The organism is Rhodococcus sp. RS1C4 (assembly GCF_002258225.1).
Classification (GTDB): Bacteria; Actinomycetota; Actinomycetes; order Mycobacteriales; family Mycobacteriaceae; genus Rhodococcoides; species Rhodococcoides fascians_E.
The window spans coordinates 126,441-143,661 of the sequence record NZ_NOXZ01000039.1; the positions used below are offsets into that span (position 1 = coordinate 126,441).

The following is a 17,221-nucleotide window of genomic DNA, read 5'->3' on the forward strand; positions in this document are numbered from 1 at the left end:
CCCGAAGAAATTGAGTACCGAGACTGTCGCCGATCAGATCGTCGGCCAACTGATCGAGGCCGGTGTCCAACGCATCTACGGAATTGTCGGCGACAGTCTCAACCCGATCGTCGACTCGGTTCGACGCAGTGGCGGTTCGAAGGCGGGTGGCATCGACTGGATTCACGTTCGCCACGAGGAAGCCGCCGCCTTCGCCGCTGCCGCCGAGGCGCAGTTGACCGGCAAGCTCGCAGTCTGTGCCGGTTCGTGCGGGCCGGGCAACCTGCACCTCATCAACGGCTTGTACGACGCGAACCGATCGGGCGCGCCGGTGCTGGCCATCGCGTCGCACATTCCCAGCGTGCAGATCGGTTCCGGATTCTTCCAGGAGACGCATCCGGACCGGTTGTTCGTGGAGTGTTCGGTGTACGCGGAGTTGGTCAGTACGCCCGAACAGGCTCCGCGAGTGGTCCACTCGGCGCTGCAGCATGCCGTCGGCAGGTCGGGCGTCGCGGTGGTGACGTTGCCCGGGGACATCGCGGACGAACCTGCGGCGCGCTCGGCGCCCGCGTACGTCCGCACCGGCAGGCCAGCGCTGGTGCCTGCGGACGAGGATGTTCGAGCGCTGGCCAGCGCCATCGACGAAGCCGACACGGTCGCGATCTTCGCCGGAGCGGGTGTCCGGGACGCGCGGCCCGAGTTGCTCGAACTCGCCGAGAAGGTGGGTGCTCCGATGGGGCACTCGTTGCGCGGTAAGGAGTTCGTTCAGTACGACAACCCCTTCGACATCGGGATGACCGGACTTCTGGGGTACGGGGCCGCTCACGACGGTATTCACGACGCGGATCTGCTGATCCTGATCGGCACCGACTTCCCGTACGACCAGTTCCTGCCGGACGAGGTACGCACCGCCCAGATCGACAGCGCCGCCGAGAACCTCGGACGCCGAACCAGCGTGGATCTGGCCGTGCACGGCGACGCGAAGAGCACGTTGGCCGCGTTGCTTCCGCTGGTGCAGCGCAAGGACGACCGTGGGTTCCTGGACCGTACGCTCGAGCGTCACCGCAAGCTGATGACGAAGGTCGTGGGCGCGTACACCAAGCCGGTGGGGCAACGCACTCCCATACACCCGGAATACGCGGCGTCCATCCTCGACGACCTCGCGGCGGCCGACGCGATCTTCACCGCCGACACCGGCATGTGCAACGTCTGGACCGCCCGCTACCTGAACCCGAACGGTCAGCGGCGCTTCATCTCTTCGGCGTTGCACGGATCGATGGCCAACGCTCTACCGCACGCGATCGGTGCGCAGGTGGCGTTCCCGACGCGCCAGGTCGTGTCGGTGTCGGGCGACGGCGGATTGTCGATGTTGCTGGGCGAACTGGTGACGGTGGCGATGTACAAGTTGCCGGTCAAGATCGTCGTGTTCGACAACTCGACGCTCGGCATGGTGAAGCTCGAGATGCTCGTCGACGGTATCCCGGACTTCGGCGTCGACGTGCCTGCGGTCGACTACGCAGCGGTCGCGGCAGCGCTGGGGATCTTCTCCAAGAGGATCGTCGAGCCGGGTGATCTGGAAGCAGGCCTTCGCGCTGCGCTCGAACACGACGGCCCCGCCCTGGTGGACATCGTCACCGACCCGAACGCGTTGTCTCTGCCCCCGACCATCACCGGCCAACAGGTCAAGGGGTTCGCTCTCGCGATGTCGAGGATGGTGATGAACGGAGGCGTCGGGGAAGCCGTGCAGATGGCGAAGTCGAATCTCCGGAACGTGCCGTTGCCGTCTCAGTTCTCGCCGCGAGGCTAGTCCCGATTGGTCGAGCACCCGCCGCTGGTGGCAGCATAGGTGGGTGTCCAACTCGCCTGACGTCTTCGCGCCCAGCACCGGTTCGTTCGCAGTGACTGCGGATGACATCGACATCGCTGCGCAGCGTATTGCGAAGGTCGTGGCCACGACGCCGTTGCAGTACTGCGAGCGGCTGTCCCGGGAGACCGGTGCCGTCGTCTACCTCAAGCGCGAGGATCAGCAGATCGTCCGGTCCTACAAGATCCGCGGTGCCTACAACCTGATGGCCCAGCTCACACCCGAGGAGCTCGCAGTCGGTGTCGTGACGGCGAGTGCAGGCAACCACGCGCAGGGTGTCGCGTTCGCGTGCCGGGCGATGCAGGTGCGCGGCCGAATCTACGTGCCCGCCAACACGCCCAAGCAGAAGCGGGACCGCATTCGAGTGCACGGCGGGGATTTCGTCGAGTTGATCGTCACCGGTGACACGTTCGACGCCGCCGCGGCAGCGGCCGCCGCGGATGTCGTGCGCACCGGAGCGACCATGGTTCCTCCCTTCGACGACGAGCGGACAGTGGCCGGGCAGGGCACGATCGCCGCGGAAATCGTCGAGCAACTGGGTTCTGCACCGGACACCGTCGTCATGCCGGTCGGCGGCGGGGGATGCATTGCCGGAATCTCGACCTATCTGCGTGAACGCGCACCGGGTACGGCGCTCGTCGGCGTCGAGCCGTCGGGTGCGGCGTCGATGACGGCGGCGTTGGTGGCCGGGGGTCCGGTGACGTTGTCCGACATCGACCCGTTCGTCGACGGCGCTGCCGTGCGCCGGATCGGTGACGTCCCGTTCGAAGCGCTGCGTTCGCTCGGCGCCGAGGTCGTGTCGCACGCGTCGTTGCCGCTGGTGGCGATGCCGACGTTCCCGTCGCGCGATGAGGGCGCGGGCCCATTTCTGATGACACAGATCGACGAGGGTGCAATCTGCACGGCGATGCTCGAGCTCTATCAGAACGAGGGCGTGATCGCCGAGCCGGCGGGGGCGCTCAGTGTGGCGGCGTTGACACAGATCGCGGTGGAGCCGGGGAGCACCGTCGTCTGCCTGATATCGGGCGGCAACAACGACGTCTCGCGGTACGGCGAGATCCTCGAACGGTCACTCGTTCACCTCGGTCTGAAGCATTACTTCCTCGTCGACTTTCCTCAGGAGCCCGGTGCCTTGCGCCGTTTTCTCGACGAAGTCCTGGGGCCCGACGACGACATCACTCTGTTCGAGTACGTGAAGCGGAACAACAGGGAGACGGGTGCTGCGTTGGTCGGCATCGAGCTGGGCGTGGCCAGCGGCCTGAGTGCGCTTCTCGAACGGATGCGGGCCTCCGGGTTGACCGTGGAGCAGCTCGAGCCGGGTTCGCCCGCGTATCGCTACTTGACCTGATCCGACCCGAGCAGGCGCTCGACCACTTTCCGGTGGAGGTCGGCGTCGACGGGCGGAAGTTCGAGCAGGGCGCCGAGGTAGATTCCGTCGCCGACCAGGCGCACGATCTCGGCGTGCACCTCGTCGGGTATCTCGGTGCGCAGGCTCTCGTCCCACAGTCGCATCATGTCGATGACCGCCTGATGGATCTCGCCGGGGTTGCCGTCGACGCTGCGGAGGGCGGCGAGGGTCGATCTGTACAGCGCCACCTCGTGCTCGGCGATGCCCTCGGGCGGTTGCAGGTACCACCGCGCGACGGTGGTACCGCCTCGCTCGGCCTCCGCACGTTGTAGATCGGCCTGCTCGCCGAGGCGTCGAACCATGGCCGCGATCATCGTGTCCTTGGTCTTGAAATGGTAGAGAAGGCCGCCTTTGGAGACGTCTGCCTTGGCTGCGACGCTTTCCAGGGTGACCTTCGTGACTCCTTGATCGAGGAGCATCTCTTCGAGGGCGTCGAGAATGCGATCGCGTGTGTCGGATGCCATGTGCGTCACCCTACCCAATTTCGCTTTACCGGCTGGACGGTTCACTGCTACTCTCGGTCGCTGTACCGGCTGGACGGTTCAGTCGAGGGTGAGAGCATCGAGGAGTGACGAAGTGAAAGACATCAGCGTCGGACCCGCCGCGCAGGCGCAGACCCAGCGGGCGACGCCGAAAGACTGGCTCGGTCTCGTCGTACTGGCGTTCGCGGTTCTCTTGATCGCGGTCGACGGTACGGTCCTGGACCTGGCGCTACCGTTCATCAGCTCGGATCTGTCACCGTCGAGCAACCAACTTCTGTGGATCATCGACGTCTACTCGTTCGTACTGGCCGGGCTGCTCATCACGATGGGCACTCTCGGGGACCGGATCGGACGACGGAAACTCCTGCTCATCGGTGCTGCCGGATTCGGAATCGCGTCCGTCGTCGCGGCATTTGCCACCAGCCCGGAAATGTTGATTGCCGCTCGCGTGCTGCAAGGTGTCTCGGGCGCGACCTTGATGCCGGCCACTCTCGGTCTGATCAGGACGATCTTCACCGATCCCCGCCAACGTGTCATGGCGATCGGTGTGTGGGGCGCAATGGCAGGCGGCGGCGCAGCGGCCGGACCACTGGTCGGCGGATGGTTGCTCGAGCACTTCTGGTGGGGCTCGGTGTTCCTGATCAACATCCCGGTGATGCTCGCGTTGATCGCATTCGGTCCTCTCGTGATACCGGAATCGAAGGATCCGAACCCCGGCACGTTCGACCTGATCAGCTCGGGATTGTCGATGGCCGCTCTGGTTCCGTTGGTCTACGCGGTCAAAGAGACCGCGGCCCACGGCATATCCGCCGTCAACGTCGGCGCGGCACTGGTCGGTGTCGGTGCAGGCGTTCTGTTCGTCCGGCGGCAGAGGCGGCTCGACGACCCGATGATCGACCTACGGCTGTTCTCCAACCCCGCCTTCTCGACGGCGGTGTTCACGAACTTCCTGTCGGTGTTCGCGCTGGCAGGCGTGCTCTTCTTCGGCGCCCAGTATCTTCAGCTCGTGCTGGGCAACAGCCCACTGGAAGCGGGCTTGCTACTGCTGCCAGGCACGGCGTCGAGCATCGTGACGTCTCTGGTGGCCGCGTACCTCGTCCGTATCTGGTCTCCGGCAACGGTGCTCGGCGCAGGACTTGCCGCTGCTGCTGTCGGTGCTGCCGTGCTGTTCGGGCTACGCGTCGACGGCGGCCCGGCACTGTTCATCATCGGCTTCGTTCTCGTCGGCGCGGGCGCGGGCACGGCACTGACGTTGACGTCGGACCTCGTCGTCAGTTCCGTCCGTCCCGAACGCGCCGGTGCGGCGTCCGCCGTGTCGGAAACGGCATACGAGTTGGGGATCGCGCTGGGCGTGGCCGTTCTCGGCACCGTGGTCATGTCCTACTTCCGCCGAGGGCTCGACGTCTCCGGCCTCGATTCCGAGCGCGCGGCGTCCGCCCAAGAGACACTCGGCGGCGCGGCTGCAGTCGCGCGTGACCTCCCGGCGGAGCTGGGAACGGCCCTGACCGAGTCGGCGCATGCAGCGTTCGTTCAGGGCATGCACACGGCGTCGGTGGCGACGGCCGCCGTCATGGCAGCGACCGCCGTCTACGTCGTCCTTCGGCTCCGCCGGAAGTAGAAACAAGCTCGGCTCCGCCGGAAGTAGAAACAAGCTCGGCTCCGCCGGAAGTAGAAACAAGCTCGGCTCCGCCGGACGTGACAACCGAGCCTCGGCCGCGTTGCTCAGGACGTTTCGAGCACCGCGAACGAGTGACCTGGAACGCGTGTGGCGGAGCCGGTGTCGTTCGACGTCGGCTCCTCCCACGACAGCATGGTGCGACCCCCGACCGGAACGGTCACCGTGGAATCGGACAGGTTGCACACGACGGCGAGCGATCCACGGTGCAGCACGATCCACTGCTGGTCCTCGTCGTAGTCGACCTTCAGATTCGGAAGCCACGGATCGGTGAGTTCGGGCCGCGCACGCCGCAGCGACAACAGATCCCGGTAGACGGTCAACAGCCGGGCATGATCTCCGGTGCCCAGTTCTGTCCACTCCAACTTGGACCGGAGGAACGTGTCCGGGTCCTGCGGATCCGGGATGTCTTCTTTGTCCCAGCCGTGCTCGGCGAACTCGGATTTGCGGCCCTCGGCCGTCGCTTCGCCCAGCTCGGGTTCCGGATGCGAGGTGAAGAACTGGAACGGGGTCGACGCGCCCCATTCCTCGCCCATGAACAACATGGGTGTGTACGGAGAGGTGAGAACCAGTGCGGCTTTCACGGCCAGCTGACCCGGGCTGAGGTAGAAACCGGGCCGGTCACCGACGGCTCGGTTACCCACCTGGTCGTGCGTGGTGGTGTACGTGACGAACGAGCTCGCCGGGACTCGGCGCGTGTCGAGCGGCCTGCCGTGGGTTCGACCCCGAAACGTCGAGTACGTGCCGGCGTGGAAGAAGCCCTGGCGCAACGTGTTCGCGAGCCCCTTCAGCGATCCGAAGTCGCCGTAGTACCCCTGACGTTCACCGGAGACAGCAGCGTGGATTGCGTGGTGGATGTCGTCGTCCCACTGCGCGTCGAGCCCGTACCCGCCGCCGGAACGCGCGGTCACCAGCGTGGGATCGTTCAGGTCGCTCTCCGCGATCAGCGTCAGCGGTCGGCCGAGGTGCGCCGAGAGCCGACGGGTGTCGACGGCCAACTCCTCGAGGAGATGGACGGCGGTGTGATCGACGATGGCGTGCACCGCGTCGAGCCGTAATCCATCGATGTGGAACTCGGAGAACCAGCGCAGAGCATTGTCGATTGCGTACCGACGCACCACACCGGACTGAGCTTCCGCGTAGTTGATGGATTGACCCCAGGTGTTGGCGCCCTGCGTCATGTACGGGCCGAACCGTTCCAGGTAGTTGCCGGACGGACCGAGGTGGTTGTACACCACGTCCAGCACCACCGCGAGGCCGCGAGCATGGCACGCGTCGACGAAGCGCTGCAGACCGTCGGGGCCGCCGTATCCCTCGTGAACGGTGTACCAGAGCACACCGTCGTACCCCCAGTTGTGGGTACCGTTGAATCCGTTCACCGGCATGACCTCGACGAACGTCACGCCGAGGTCCACGAGGTGGTCGAGGCGTTCGATCGCCGCGTCGAACGTACCCTCGGACGTGAACGTTCCGATGTGCAGTTCGTAGATCACCCCACCCGGCAGTTGACGACCGGTCCACGACGAGTCCGTCCAGCCCGACGGATCGAGCGTGTGCAGCTGAGACGGCGCGTGCACGCCGTCCGGCTGCCGCGGCGACCGAGGATCGGGAATCACCGCCGGATCGTCGTCGAGGACGAAACCGTACCGGGCATCGGGGGAGGCGTCGACGTCGGCGTGCCACCAGCCGCCGTCACCTCTGGTCATCGCATGGACGGTGCCGTTCACGTCCACGCGCACCGTGGTGGGGGTCGGAGCCCAAACTTCGAAACGATGGGTCATGCGTCACGTTCTCCTGACGTATCGCTCACGGTGATCTCACGCACGAGCACAGCAACGGGCAAGGACGACAGCAGTGTGTCGGCCTTGACTACGCCGTGGTACTCGTTGTCGGTCAAACGATCTCGCCACCGGCCCGCCGGCAGTGCAATCGTCGTCGACCCCCAGCTGCCCGAATCGAGCCCGAGGGAATGTCGGGTGGCGACGGCGATCACGTCCGCGGCTGCAGCAACGGGGCCACGGGCGAATCCCACGATGTGCGCTGCTGACGAACCTTGCGCGTACACCGGCGCGTACGTTCCGCCGACGAAGCTGTCCGGGCGTTCACGCCTCAGGTGCAGGGACTCGCGGACGACCGCGAACTTGGCCGATCCGGACGAGTCCACCACCGTCGACGACGGAGCGGACAGATGCCGACGTCGAACGTCGTAGTCGATCAACCGACGGTTGTCCGGGTCGACGAGCGAGTCCTCCCAGAGCTCGGTGCCCTGGTACACGTCGGGCACTCCCGGTCCGAGCAGATGGAGCAGTTTCTGGCCGAGTGCGTCACTTCGTCCGTGTGGGTCGAGCCGTGCGACCAGCATGGTCACCGAGTCGGCGACCGAACCGCTCATCACGGAGTCGAGCCACGAATGCACCGATGCCTCGAACGCCTCGTCGACGTCGGTCCATCCCGTACGGGTGCCGGCTTCACGCATGGCCTTCTCCGCGTACGCGTGGATTCGCTCGCGTAGTTCGGCGGAGACGACGCCGTCGGCGGGCCACACTCCGAACAGGTTCTGCCACAGGAACAGTCCGGTCGCACCGTCCGGACTCGGGGCGACCTCCTCCCAATCCGAGATGCACCGCGACCACAGTTCCGGTGTCTGCGACAGCACCCCGATTCGGGCCCGCACGTCCTCGCCGCGTTTGGTGTCGTGAGTGGACAGTGTCGTCATCGCCGCGGGCCACCGAGCCGCTCGCTCCGCATTCGCAAGATGGAACTGAGCGGGGGAGATCCCGAACTCCGCCGGGTCACCGCCGACCTCCTGCAGCGAGATCAACCGAGCGGCGCGGTAGAACAAGCAGTCCTCGACACCCTTCGCCGTGACCGCACCGCACACCTGCTCGAACCGCACCGCCGATTCGCCGTCGGCGATCAGCGCAGCGGTCACCGCATCCAGTGCGTCGACCAGGGCGGGTTCGGCGGCCCCGACGTCGCCGACGACTCGGCCGACCGTCCCGGCCAGCGGCCCGTAGTCCGACCGGTAGTACGGCATCCGGGCCACCACGGCCACGATCGCCGCGGTGATCGACTCGAACGGTGCGTCCGAACCGGACTCGCGCACGACAGCGCGCGCCAGCCGCCTGACCTCCGGAGCCAGATCGCCCTCGGCGACAGCAGTTTTCAAGTCGCGCTCCGCGGCATGCAACCACTGCGCGTCCCCCGGCGCTCCGCCCCGCGAACGAGACAGCTCGGTGAGAGCCTCGGCACCCGACGGATCGACGAAGACACCGCCGAGATCGGCCAGAGCGTCGTATCCGGTGGTTCCATGCACCGGCAACGCGGGATCCAGTGGCTCGCCGCGCGCCAATATCTTCTCGATCACCAGCCAACGATCGGGGCCGATGAGTTCGCGGAGCTCGGTGAGGTAGCCGGCGGGATCGGCCAATCCGTCGGGGTGGTCCACGCGGAGACCGTCGACCAGCTCGTCGGTGATCCAACTGGCAACCTGGACGTGCGACGCGGTGAACACGTCGAAGTCCTCCTGCCGAAGACCGGCGAGGCCGTTGACGGAGAAGAAACGCCGGTACCCGACGAGACCGGACTTCCAGTCGACGAGGCGATACGCCTGCGCGGCATGGACTGCCTCGGCGTCCTCGGTGCCGACTCCGTCAGGGATGGTGCCGGGTCCGTCGGAGAGGGTTCCGGCGGCGATGGGGAATCGGTGCTCGTAGTACGCGAGCAACGGCGTGTCTCCGGACCGGTCGATCGTCAGGGCCGCGGTGTCGTCGGCCGATCCGAGGACGGGCAACGCAATCTTTCCGTCGGCTCCGTTCTCCGACGCCCAGTCGATGTCGAAGTACGAGGCGTACTCGGAGGCCTTCCCCTTGGACAGCACGTCCCACCACCACGCGTTCTGCCGCGGATCGTCGACGCCCACGTGATTGGGCACGATGTCGACGATCACGCCCATGCCACGCGAATGCAGTTCAGCGACCAGCGCTTCGAAGCCTTCGCGCCCACCGAGCGGTGCGGACACCGAGGTGGGGTCGATGACGTCGTACCCGTGGGTCGAGCCGTCGGTGGCTTCGAGGATCGGCGACAGGTATGCATGGCTCACGCCGAGATCGTCGAGGTAGTCGACGATCCGGCGGGCGTCGGCGAAGGTGAACCCGTCCCCTCGCAGTTGAAGTCGATACGTACTCGAGGGAATCGGCCGCGGGGGATGGGACACTGGTGTCAGTCCGTCTTTCGTAGAACGAGGAGTGACCGGGCGGCCACCTCGACCGGTGTACCCGCTTCTATGACATTTTCACTCACCCCGGTGAGGATTGCCGTGTTCAGTGCGACCGTCCACTCCTTGGCGTACTCGCCGTCGGGGGTCAGGAACTCGATGGTTTCGTGATGGGCGTTGAAGCACAACAGGAACGAGTCGTCGACGACGCGCTCGCCTCGCTGATTCGGCTCGGGAATGCCTTCGCCGTTCAGGAAGACGGTCAGGCTCTTGCCGAATCCGCTGTCCCAGTCCTCGGGTGTCATCTCCTCACCGGCCGGGGTCAACCAGGCGATGTCGCGGGCCTGCTCGCCGGTGCGAATCGGCCGGCCCTCGAAGAACCTGCGGCGACGGAACACCGGATGGTCGTTGCGCAGCGCGATCGCGTTCTTGGTGAACTCGATCAAGTCCGCGTTGGTCTCGGCGAGCGACCAATCCATCCATGCCAGTTCCGAATCCTGGCAGTAGACGTTGTTGTTTCCCTGCTGGGTTCGACCTAGTTCGTCACCGTGCGCGATCATCGGCGTGCCCTGACTCAGCAGCAGAGTCGCCATGATGTTGCGGATCTGACGGGCGCGCAGGTCGAGTATCTCGGGGTCGTCGGTCGGGCCTTCGACACCGCAGTTCCACGAACGATTGTGGCTTTCGCCGTCGTTGTTGTCCTCGCCGTTGGCGTCGTTGTGTTTCTCGTTGTAGGACACCAGGTCGTGCAACGTGAACCCGTCGTGCGCGATGACGAAGTTGATACTCGCACCGGGGCGACGACCGGTGGCCTCGTACAGGTCGGAGGATCCGGTGAGTCGTGATGCGAACTCGCCGAGTGTGGCGGGCTCGCCGCGCCAGTAGTCACGGACGGTGTCGCGGTACTTGCCGTTCCACTCCGTCCACAGACCGGGGAAGTTACCGACCTGGTAGCCGCCCTCGCCGACGTCCCACGGCTCGGCGATCAGCTTGACCTGGCTGACGACCGGATCCTGTTGGACCAGATCGAAGAAGGCGCTCAGCCGGTCCACGTCGTGCAGTTCACGAGCCAGCGTCGACGCCAGGTCGAAGCGGAAGCCGTCGACGTGCATCTCGGTGACCCAGTAGCGCAGCGAGTCCATGATGAGTTGCAACGTGTGCGGATGGCGGGCGTTGAGACTGTTACCCGTGCCGGTGTAGTCCATGTAGTGGGCCGAATCGCCGTCGACGAGGCGGTAGTACGCAGCGTTGTCGATTCCCCGGAAGCTGATGGTCGGGCCCATGTGATTGCCCTCGGCGGTGTGGTTGTAGACCACATCGAGAATCACTTCGATACCGGCCGCGTGGAACGCACGGACCATCGCCTTGAACTCGGTCACGGCCGCGCCCGCCGTCGGGTTCGACGAGTAGTCGGCATGGGGCGCGAGGAAGCCGAACGTGTTGTATCCCCAGTAGTTCCGCAGTCCCTTGTCCAGCAGTGTCTGATCCTGCATGAACTGGTGCACGGGCATCAGTTCGATCGCGGTGATGCCCAGATTCAGCAGGTGGTCGATGATCGCCGGGTGGGCGAGCCCTGCGTAGGTTCCGCGCAACGATTCCGGAACGTCGGGGTGCGTGATCGTCATGCCTTTGACGTGCGCCTCGTAGATCACCGTCTCGTGATACGGCCGACGCGGTGCGCGGTCGTTCTGCCAGTCGAAGAACGGATTGATGACCACCGTGGTCATCGTGTGGCCGAGGGAATCGTGCTGCGGAAAATCGTCGCGTGGTGCCTCGTCGTGCGCGATGGGATCCGGCTCGACGACCTCGAGGTCCGGATCCGCCAGATCCGCGTCGTCCTCGTACGGCTTCTCGTCCGGAGCCGCGGCCTCCTCGGGCTCGGGAACGTCGAGGCTGTAGGAGAACAGCGAACGGTCACCGTCGAAGTCACCCTCGAACGCTTTGCCGTACGGGTCCAGAAGCAGCTTGCTCGGATCACAACGATGACCCGACGCCGGATCCCACGGACCGTGTACTCGGTAACCGTACTTCTGGCCGGGGATCACCGACGGAAGGTACGCGTGCCAGACGTAGCCGTCCGACTCCTCGAAACGGATACGAGTCTCGGTGCCGTCGTCGGCGATGAGGCACAGATCCACGGCTTCGGCAACCTCGGAGAACAGCGCGAAATTGGTACCGACACCGTCGTAGGTGGCTCCCAGCGGATACGCGGACCCGGGCCAGACTTCGATCGCGGGTGATTCGTTGGGTGCTTCGACAGACATGAAGGAAACCCTACTGTGGCCGGATCGAACCGGCTCACCACCAACCCGTCGCCGACGCCATCTGCCGCCCCAACTCGCTGGTCAGAGTGCGTACGTAGGTAGCGGTGAGGTGATGTTCGTCGCGGTAGATCAGTACGTTGCCCTCGATGACACGGCAGACCGGACCGTCGCACAGAGCGTTCGAGAGATCCAGGGGGTACACCGTCGGAAGCCGGAAGGATGCCGCGAGAGCTGGGTTGATCGGCCCGAGTGCGTTGCCTCGCTCCATGCCACACGATGTCGCGTTGCCGCCGTCGGCCAGGCAATCGATGGCCCGGTACGCGATGCCGTCACGTTCGAGCCACGGATTGTCGCGGATACCGAGGACGGGGATGCCGTAGGCCGACAGCTCGTTCCATACCTGCACGTACCAGTCGGGGGTGACGTCGCCCGGGCCGTCGTCCCTCGGCCGCGTCGCGGTGGTGAACACGTAATCGGGTCGTATCTGCGCGAGATCGGACAGTACCGTCTCGGTCCAGTCCAGGCAGTCGGGGTATTCGCTGTCGCCGAGCATGGGCATCGTGCCGAGGGTGAGTGGGCAGCCCATCTTGAGATAGGTCACGACGCGGAACCCGTGTTCGCGGCCGAGTAGATCCAGTGCGGTGATCCAGTGCTCCGCGTGGGAGCTACCGGCAAGTGCGATGGTCCGGTTCGCGGTCGTGTCGCCGTACTCGCAGCTGATCGCATCACGCGTCTCGAAGTCCGCGATGCAGCCTTCGACGGTGGTGATCGGCAGATCTTCCGGTGCCGAGAACAGCGCGGGACTGACCGGTGCGTCCTCGGCGACGATGCCGTCGGTGAGTTCGAGAGCGCCCGGATGAGTGATCGGGTCGACGGTGTCGTTGGCCTGCAGGTCCGCGACCGATCTCTGGATGTAGTAGTTCCATCCGGCGGAACCGGCCACGAGTGCGAGGGCAAGGACCGCAGCGGTGCCCGTCACCGCGAGGCGTGGAATGGATCGGGCGGGCGCCTGCACCGGCTTCTCGACGAGGCGAACGGTCAGCATCGCCAGAAGCACGGACGCTCCGATGATGCACGCGCCGGTGAGCAGGTCCGCGGTCTGTTCGCCCGTGTACGCGAGGGTGAAGATCAGAATCGGCCAGTGCCAGAGATACAGAGGAAAGGCTATCGAGCCGAGCCACAGCCCGAATCGCGTGCTGAGCAGCGCTGCGACAGGCGTGTCGGGTCCCGCGAGCACCAACGCGAGTGTCGCGAGTACGGGAAACAGTGCCCAGGGGCCCGGGAACTCCTGCACACCGTCGAAGATGAATCCGCACGCGACGATCGCGGTCAACCCGGCCGCCGCCAGTGCCGTGCGGGCTGTCTTCGACGGCCACGATGCATCGGCCCCGTCGTGGACGGGTGGTTTCGCGGCGTACATCGCTGCGACGGCCGCCCCCAGCAGGATCTCCCACAGTCGAGCGCCCGTGTCGTAGTAATTCCAGGATTGGAGCCGCGACGTACCGTCTGCGGCGTAGACGAAGGACAGCAGTGCCGCGCCGACGAACAGCACCAGGTAGACACGAGGATCGGGGCTGGGTCGCGATGCTCCGCGTGACTTGCGAAGAATCCAGGAGAGCCCGAAGACGACGGCGATGGCGATCAGATAGAACTGGAATTGGACCGCAACGGACCACAGGTGTTGGACCGGGCTGACCGTCGGGTCCGCCGCCAAGTAGTCCTGTGAGGTCCACGCCAACTCCCAGTTGGCGAAGAAGAAGACGCCCGAGACCAGCTGATTTCCGATGTCGACCCATCGCGTGCGCGGGAGCAGAACGATCGTTGCGACGGCCACACCGGTCAGGACGAGCACGAGCGGGGGGCCGAGCCTGCGCAGGATGCGGGCGACTCGACGGAACGGATCGATCGATCCACCCGCGCGGGCGGTGCGAATCAGCGAGGCCGTGAAGAAGAAGCCCGTCAAGGTCAGGAAGACGTCGACACCGCCGGAGACGCGTCCCATCCAGATGTGGAAGACGACGACCAGAGCGATCGCGACGCCGCGTAGACCGTTGAGATCCTGCCGCACTGCCGGTCGTGGGTCGGCCGCCCGAACCGGGGGAGCAGCGGGCACGGAAGTGCCGGCAGGTTGGTACTGGGCGTGCATAAGAGGGTGAAAGCTCCGACGGTCGACGAATACGGGGACGCAGTGCAGTTCTCGAGGCAAACGATACTGTGCCTGAACCCCGGGTGAACAATCAGCCAGCGGCTGCGGGCAATCGGTGGATCGCGTCGACGAGTGGTGCCAACTCGGGAATCTGCTCGGCCGACGACAGTGAGCTTTCCAGAACCTCGTCGTGCGTGGGGCGTGCTCGTTCCAACAGCGCTCGGCCGTCGGTGGTCAGTTCCGTGTAGATGCCTCGACGGTCGTCCTTGCACAGCACTCGTGTGAGGATGCCTCGATCTTCGAGTCGATTGACCAATCGAGTGGTGGCGCTGCTGCTCAAAGCCGTTGCACGTGCCAGTTGCTGCATCCGCATATGCCACCCGTCTTGCCGACCGAGCGCGTCGAGGACTGCGTACTCGACCACCGAGAGTGTGTGCTCGGCCTGCAGTGCGCGTTCGAGTTCGGCCTCGATGTGCGCGTGGAGCGCTGCGAGTGTTCGCCATCCCTGGGCGCGGATGAGGGATGAATCGTCGGCGATTCCCACTGTGTCCTCCTCGAAGCCTGTCGAAAGTTCAGTCGGAGTTTAGCAGCTTGCGCAGTTATAAGGCGTGTGCAACTATTTATGACGCGTCTGCAACTAAGTGCACGCGCTAGCTATCGGCGAACGCATCGATCTAGGAGAAACTGCATGCCGCTCGGACTGCTCGCACTCGCCATCGGAGGGTTCGGTATCGGACTCACCGAGTTCGTGATCATGGGGCTACTGCCGGAAGTCGCCGCGGACTTCGGAGTCACCGAGGCCGTGGCGGGCTGGCTCATCACCGGCTACGCGCTCAGCGTCGTCGTGGGGGCCCTCGTGGTGACGGCACTCGTCACCCGGTTTCCGCGCAAGAACGTTCTGGTCGCATTGATGGGACTGTTCATCGCGGGCAACCTTCTGTCCGCGATCGCCGGATCGTACGAGGCCATGATGCTCGGCCGTGTCGTGGCAGCACTGTGTCACGGTGCATTCTTCGGAATCGGAGCCGTGGTCGCAGCAAGTCTCGTCGAGCCCGCGAAGAAGGCAGGCGCTATCGCGATGATGTTCGCCGGTCTGACCGCAGCCAACGTTCTGGGAGTACCGTTCGGAACCCTGCTGGGTCAGACCTACGGCTGGCGTTCGACATTCTGGGCCATCACCGTCATCGGGGTTGTGGCGTTCGTCGGCACCATCACTCTCGTCCCGGCGAAGACGGACTCCGAGACTCCAGGGCATCTGCGGTCCGAGCTGCGTGCGTTCGGACGCCTACAGGTGTGGCTCTCGATCGCGATCACGATCCTCGGTTACGGCGGTATGTTCGGGGCATTCACGTACATCGCCTTCACACTCACCGAGGTCAGCGGGTTCACCTCCGGCTCGGTGCCGTGGTTGCTGATTCTGTTCGGCGTCGGACTGTTCATCGGCAACTACCTCGGTGGCAGGGCCGCGGATCGTAACCTCACCGCGACGTTGCTGACGTTGCTCGCAGCGCTGACCGCTGTGCTGGTGTTCTTCGCGTTCTCCGCGGAAAGCCAGATCGCAACCGTGGTGTCCCTGTTCCTGATGGGCGTGTTCGGCTTCGCCACGGTCCCCGGCCTACAGATGCGCGTGATGGCCTTCGCCGACGACGCACCGACCATGGCGTCGGGAGCCAACATCGCGGCCTTCAATCTCGGGAATGCTCTCGGTGCATGGATCGGCGGAGTGACGATCACTGCAGGGCTGGGATACACCTCGCCGATCTGGGCGGGCGCGGTCATCACCGTGGCCGCTGTGGTCGTGCTCGTGGTGGCCACCCGACTGCAGCATCAGCGCTCGATGGTTCGGATCTGATCCGACGCCCCACCCTGACGGCAATGGTCCCGAGCATAACGCTCGGGAACATTGCCGTTCAGGAACATTGCCGTTCAGGAACATTGCCGTTCAGGAACATTGCCGTTCAGGAACATTGACGTTCAAGAACACTGCCGTTCGGGACCACGGTCAGTTCGTTCGGCCTTCGTTCAGCTGATGGCGTCCGCTCGATGCGGCAGTTTCCAGCCCGGGCGAACGAAGTGGCAGGTGTAGCCCGTCGGGTAGTTCTGCAGGTAGTCCTGGTGCTCGGGTTCTGCTTCCCAGAACGGGCCTGCCGGCTCGACCTCGGTGACGACCTTGCCCGGCCACAAGCCGGAAGCGTCGACGTCCGCAATGGTGTCCAACGCGACTCGCTTCTGCTCGTCGGACGTGTAATAGATCGCCGAGCGGTAGCTCAGTCCGACGTCGTTGCCCTGGCGGTTCTTCGTCGACGGATCGTGTATCTGGAAGAAGAACTCCAGCAGGTCGCGGTACGAGATCAGACTCGGATCGAACACGATCTCGACGGCTTCGGCGTGCGTGCCGTGATTACGGTACGTCGCGTTGTCCACGTCGCCGCCGGAGTAACCGACCCGAGTCGACAGAACGCCCGGTCGGTGCCTGATAAGTTCCTGGGCTCCCCAGAAGCAGCCTCCGGCGAGAATGGCGGTCTCGGTGGTTGTACTCACTGCTGCGCTCCTTCGTCTGGCGTCGATACTGTGTCCGACTGTGCGTCGTCCGACTGTGTGTTGTCCGACTGTGTCGTCGTGTCGAACTGTGCGCGGTATTCACCGTAGCCCTCGGCTTCGAGGCGATCCACCGGCACGAACCGGAGGGCAGCGGAGTTCATGCAGTAGCGAAGGCCGCCCTGGTCCTTCGGGCCGTCCTTGAACAGGTGGCCAAGGTGCGAGTCGCCACCGGAGGAACGAACTTCCGTGCGGACCATCAGATGGCTGAAGTCGCGCTTCTGCACTACCGATGTCGCGTCGACGGGTTTGGTGAAACTCGGCCATCCCGAGTGGCTCTCGAACTTGTCGAGTGAGGAGAACAACGGTTGCCCGGTCACGACGTCGACGTAGAGGCCCGGCTCGTGGTTGTCCCAGTACTCGTTGTCGAAAGCTCGCTCGGTGCCTTCCTGCTGTGTCACTCGGTATTGCTCGGCCGTCAGATTCTTCAACTGCTCGGAATCCTTGGCGTAAGAACGTGTCATCGGTGTCCTTCCTGCTGTCACCGTCGGCCGTCACGGCCACACCATGAGTCAACAACGCTCACCTGTCGATATTCCGGTGCCCGTATCCACGTCGGGTGTTCAGTAGGCTGGCCGCGGCAAGGGCT

General features: G+C 65.0%; 12 protein-coding genes. 4 read left to right on the forward strand and 8 right to left on the reverse strand.

Features of this window, described 5'->3' with window-relative positions:
* The first annotated feature begins 10 nt into the window (after window positions 1-10).
* Window positions 11-1,786, forward strand: coding sequence for a pyruvate dehydrogenase (locus CH289_RS21070; protein WP_020111987.1), 1,776 nt, complete (start codon window positions 11-13; stop codon window positions 1,784-1,786).
* A 43-nt stretch (window positions 1,787-1,829) separates the two neighbouring features.
* A complete protein-coding gene (ilvA, locus tag CH289_RS21075; RefSeq protein WP_020111988.1) occupies window positions 1,830-3,191 on the forward strand; it encodes a threonine ammonia-lyase IlvA in 1,362 nt (453 codons plus the stop codon).
* Here the strand turns inward: ilvA and CH289_RS21080 are convergent.
* Entirely contained in the window at window positions 3,179-3,715 is a 537-nt protein-coding gene (locus tag CH289_RS21080) for a TetR/AcrR family transcriptional regulator (RefSeq protein ID WP_019665896.1), read from the reverse strand. The genes ilvA and CH289_RS21080 overlap by 13 nt on opposite strands.
* A 112-nt stretch (window positions 3,716-3,827) precedes the next feature.
* Between CH289_RS21080 and CH289_RS21085 the strand changes: the two genes are divergently transcribed.
* The gene (locus CH289_RS21085; protein WP_094728486.1) at window positions 3,828-5,351 is read left to right on the forward strand and encodes an MFS transporter; all 1,524 of its coding nucleotides are present in this window, start codon (window positions 3,828-3,830) and stop codon (window positions 5,349-5,351) included.
* A gap of 104 nt (window positions 5,352-5,455) precedes the next feature.
* Here CH289_RS21085 and treZ read toward each other — a convergent pair whose 3' ends face one another.
* From treZ to CH289_RS21110, 5 genes are all read right to left on the reverse strand, one after another.
* A complete protein-coding gene (gene treZ / locus CH289_RS21090; protein WP_027498855.1) occupies window positions 5,456-7,189 on the reverse strand; it encodes a malto-oligosyltrehalose trehalohydrolase in 1,734 nt (577 codons plus the stop codon).
* Entirely contained in the window at window positions 7,186-9,624 is a 2,439-nt protein-coding gene (gene treY / locus CH289_RS21095; RefSeq protein WP_019665893.1) for a malto-oligosyltrehalose synthase, read from the reverse strand. The genes treZ and treY overlap by 4 nt, the downstream gene beginning before the upstream one ends.
* A gap of 5 nt (window positions 9,625-9,629) precedes the next feature.
* The gene (gene glgX / locus CH289_RS21100) at window positions 9,630-11,888 is read right to left on the reverse strand and encodes a glycogen debranching protein GlgX (protein WP_019665892.1); all 2,259 of its coding nucleotides are present in this window, start codon (window positions 11,886-11,888) and stop codon (window positions 9,630-9,632) included.
* A 34-nt stretch (window positions 11,889-11,922) separates the two neighbouring features.
* On the reverse strand, window positions 11,923-14,034 hold the full coding sequence (locus tag CH289_RS21105) for an acyltransferase family protein (protein WP_033188575.1): 2,112 nt from the start codon (window positions 14,032-14,034) through the stop codon (window positions 11,923-11,925).
* A 91-nt stretch (window positions 14,035-14,125) separates the two neighbouring features.
* Window positions 14,126-14,578: a MarR family winged helix-turn-helix transcriptional regulator gene (locus CH289_RS21110; protein WP_019665890.1), complete on the reverse strand. Its 453-nt coding sequence runs from the start codon at window positions 14,576-14,578 to the stop codon at window positions 14,126-14,128.
* Between the two features lie 144 nt (window positions 14,579-14,722).
* On the opposite strand from CH289_RS21110, the gene CH289_RS21115 reads away from it, so the two are divergent.
* A complete protein-coding gene (locus tag CH289_RS21115) occupies window positions 14,723-15,886 on the forward strand; it encodes an MFS transporter (RefSeq protein ID WP_033188576.1) in 1,164 nt (387 codons plus the stop codon).
* A gap of 170 nt (window positions 15,887-16,056) precedes the next feature.
* Here the strand turns inward: CH289_RS21115 and msrA are convergent, their stop codons facing one another.
* Both msrA and msrB read right to left on the reverse strand, forming a co-directional pair.
* Complete coding sequence (msrA, locus tag CH289_RS21120) at window positions 16,057-16,575, reverse strand: peptide-methionine (S)-S-oxide reductase MsrA (protein ID WP_033188577.1); 519 nt, start codon at window positions 16,573-16,575, stop codon at window positions 16,057-16,059.
* On the reverse strand, window positions 16,572-17,096 hold the full coding sequence (gene msrB, locus CH289_RS21125) for a peptide-methionine (R)-S-oxide reductase MsrB (RefSeq protein ID WP_033188578.1): 525 nt from the start codon (window positions 17,094-17,096) through the stop codon (window positions 16,572-16,574). The genes msrA and msrB overlap by 4 nt, the downstream gene beginning before the upstream one ends.
* Window positions 17,097-17,221 lie beyond the last annotated feature (125 nt).

What these genes read in the sequence shown, in the direction of transcription:
- CH289_RS21080 (WP_019665896.1), bottom strand. Translation starts at nt 3,715, where the DNA reads ATGGCATCCGACACACGCGATCGCATTCTCGACGCCCTCGAAGAGATG.
- msrB (WP_033188578.1), bottom strand. Translation starts at nt 17,096, where the DNA reads ATGACACGTTCTTACGCCAAGGATTCCGAGCAGTTGAAGAATCTGACG.
- treZ (WP_027498855.1), bottom strand. Translation starts at nt 7,189, where the DNA reads ATGACCCATCGTTTCGAAGTTTGGGCTCCGACCCCCACCACGGTGCGC.
- CH289_RS21115 (WP_033188576.1), top strand. Translation starts at nt 14,723, where the DNA reads ATGCCGCTCGGACTGCTCGCACTCGCCATCGGAGGGTTCGGTATCGGA.
- glgX (WP_019665892.1), bottom strand. Translation starts at nt 11,888, where the DNA reads ATGTCTGTCGAAGCACCCAACGAATCACCCGCGATCGAAGTCTGGCCC.
- CH289_RS21105 (WP_033188575.1), bottom strand. Translation starts at nt 14,034, where the DNA reads ATGCACGCCCAGTACCAACCTGCCGGCACTTCCGTGCCCGCTGCTCCC.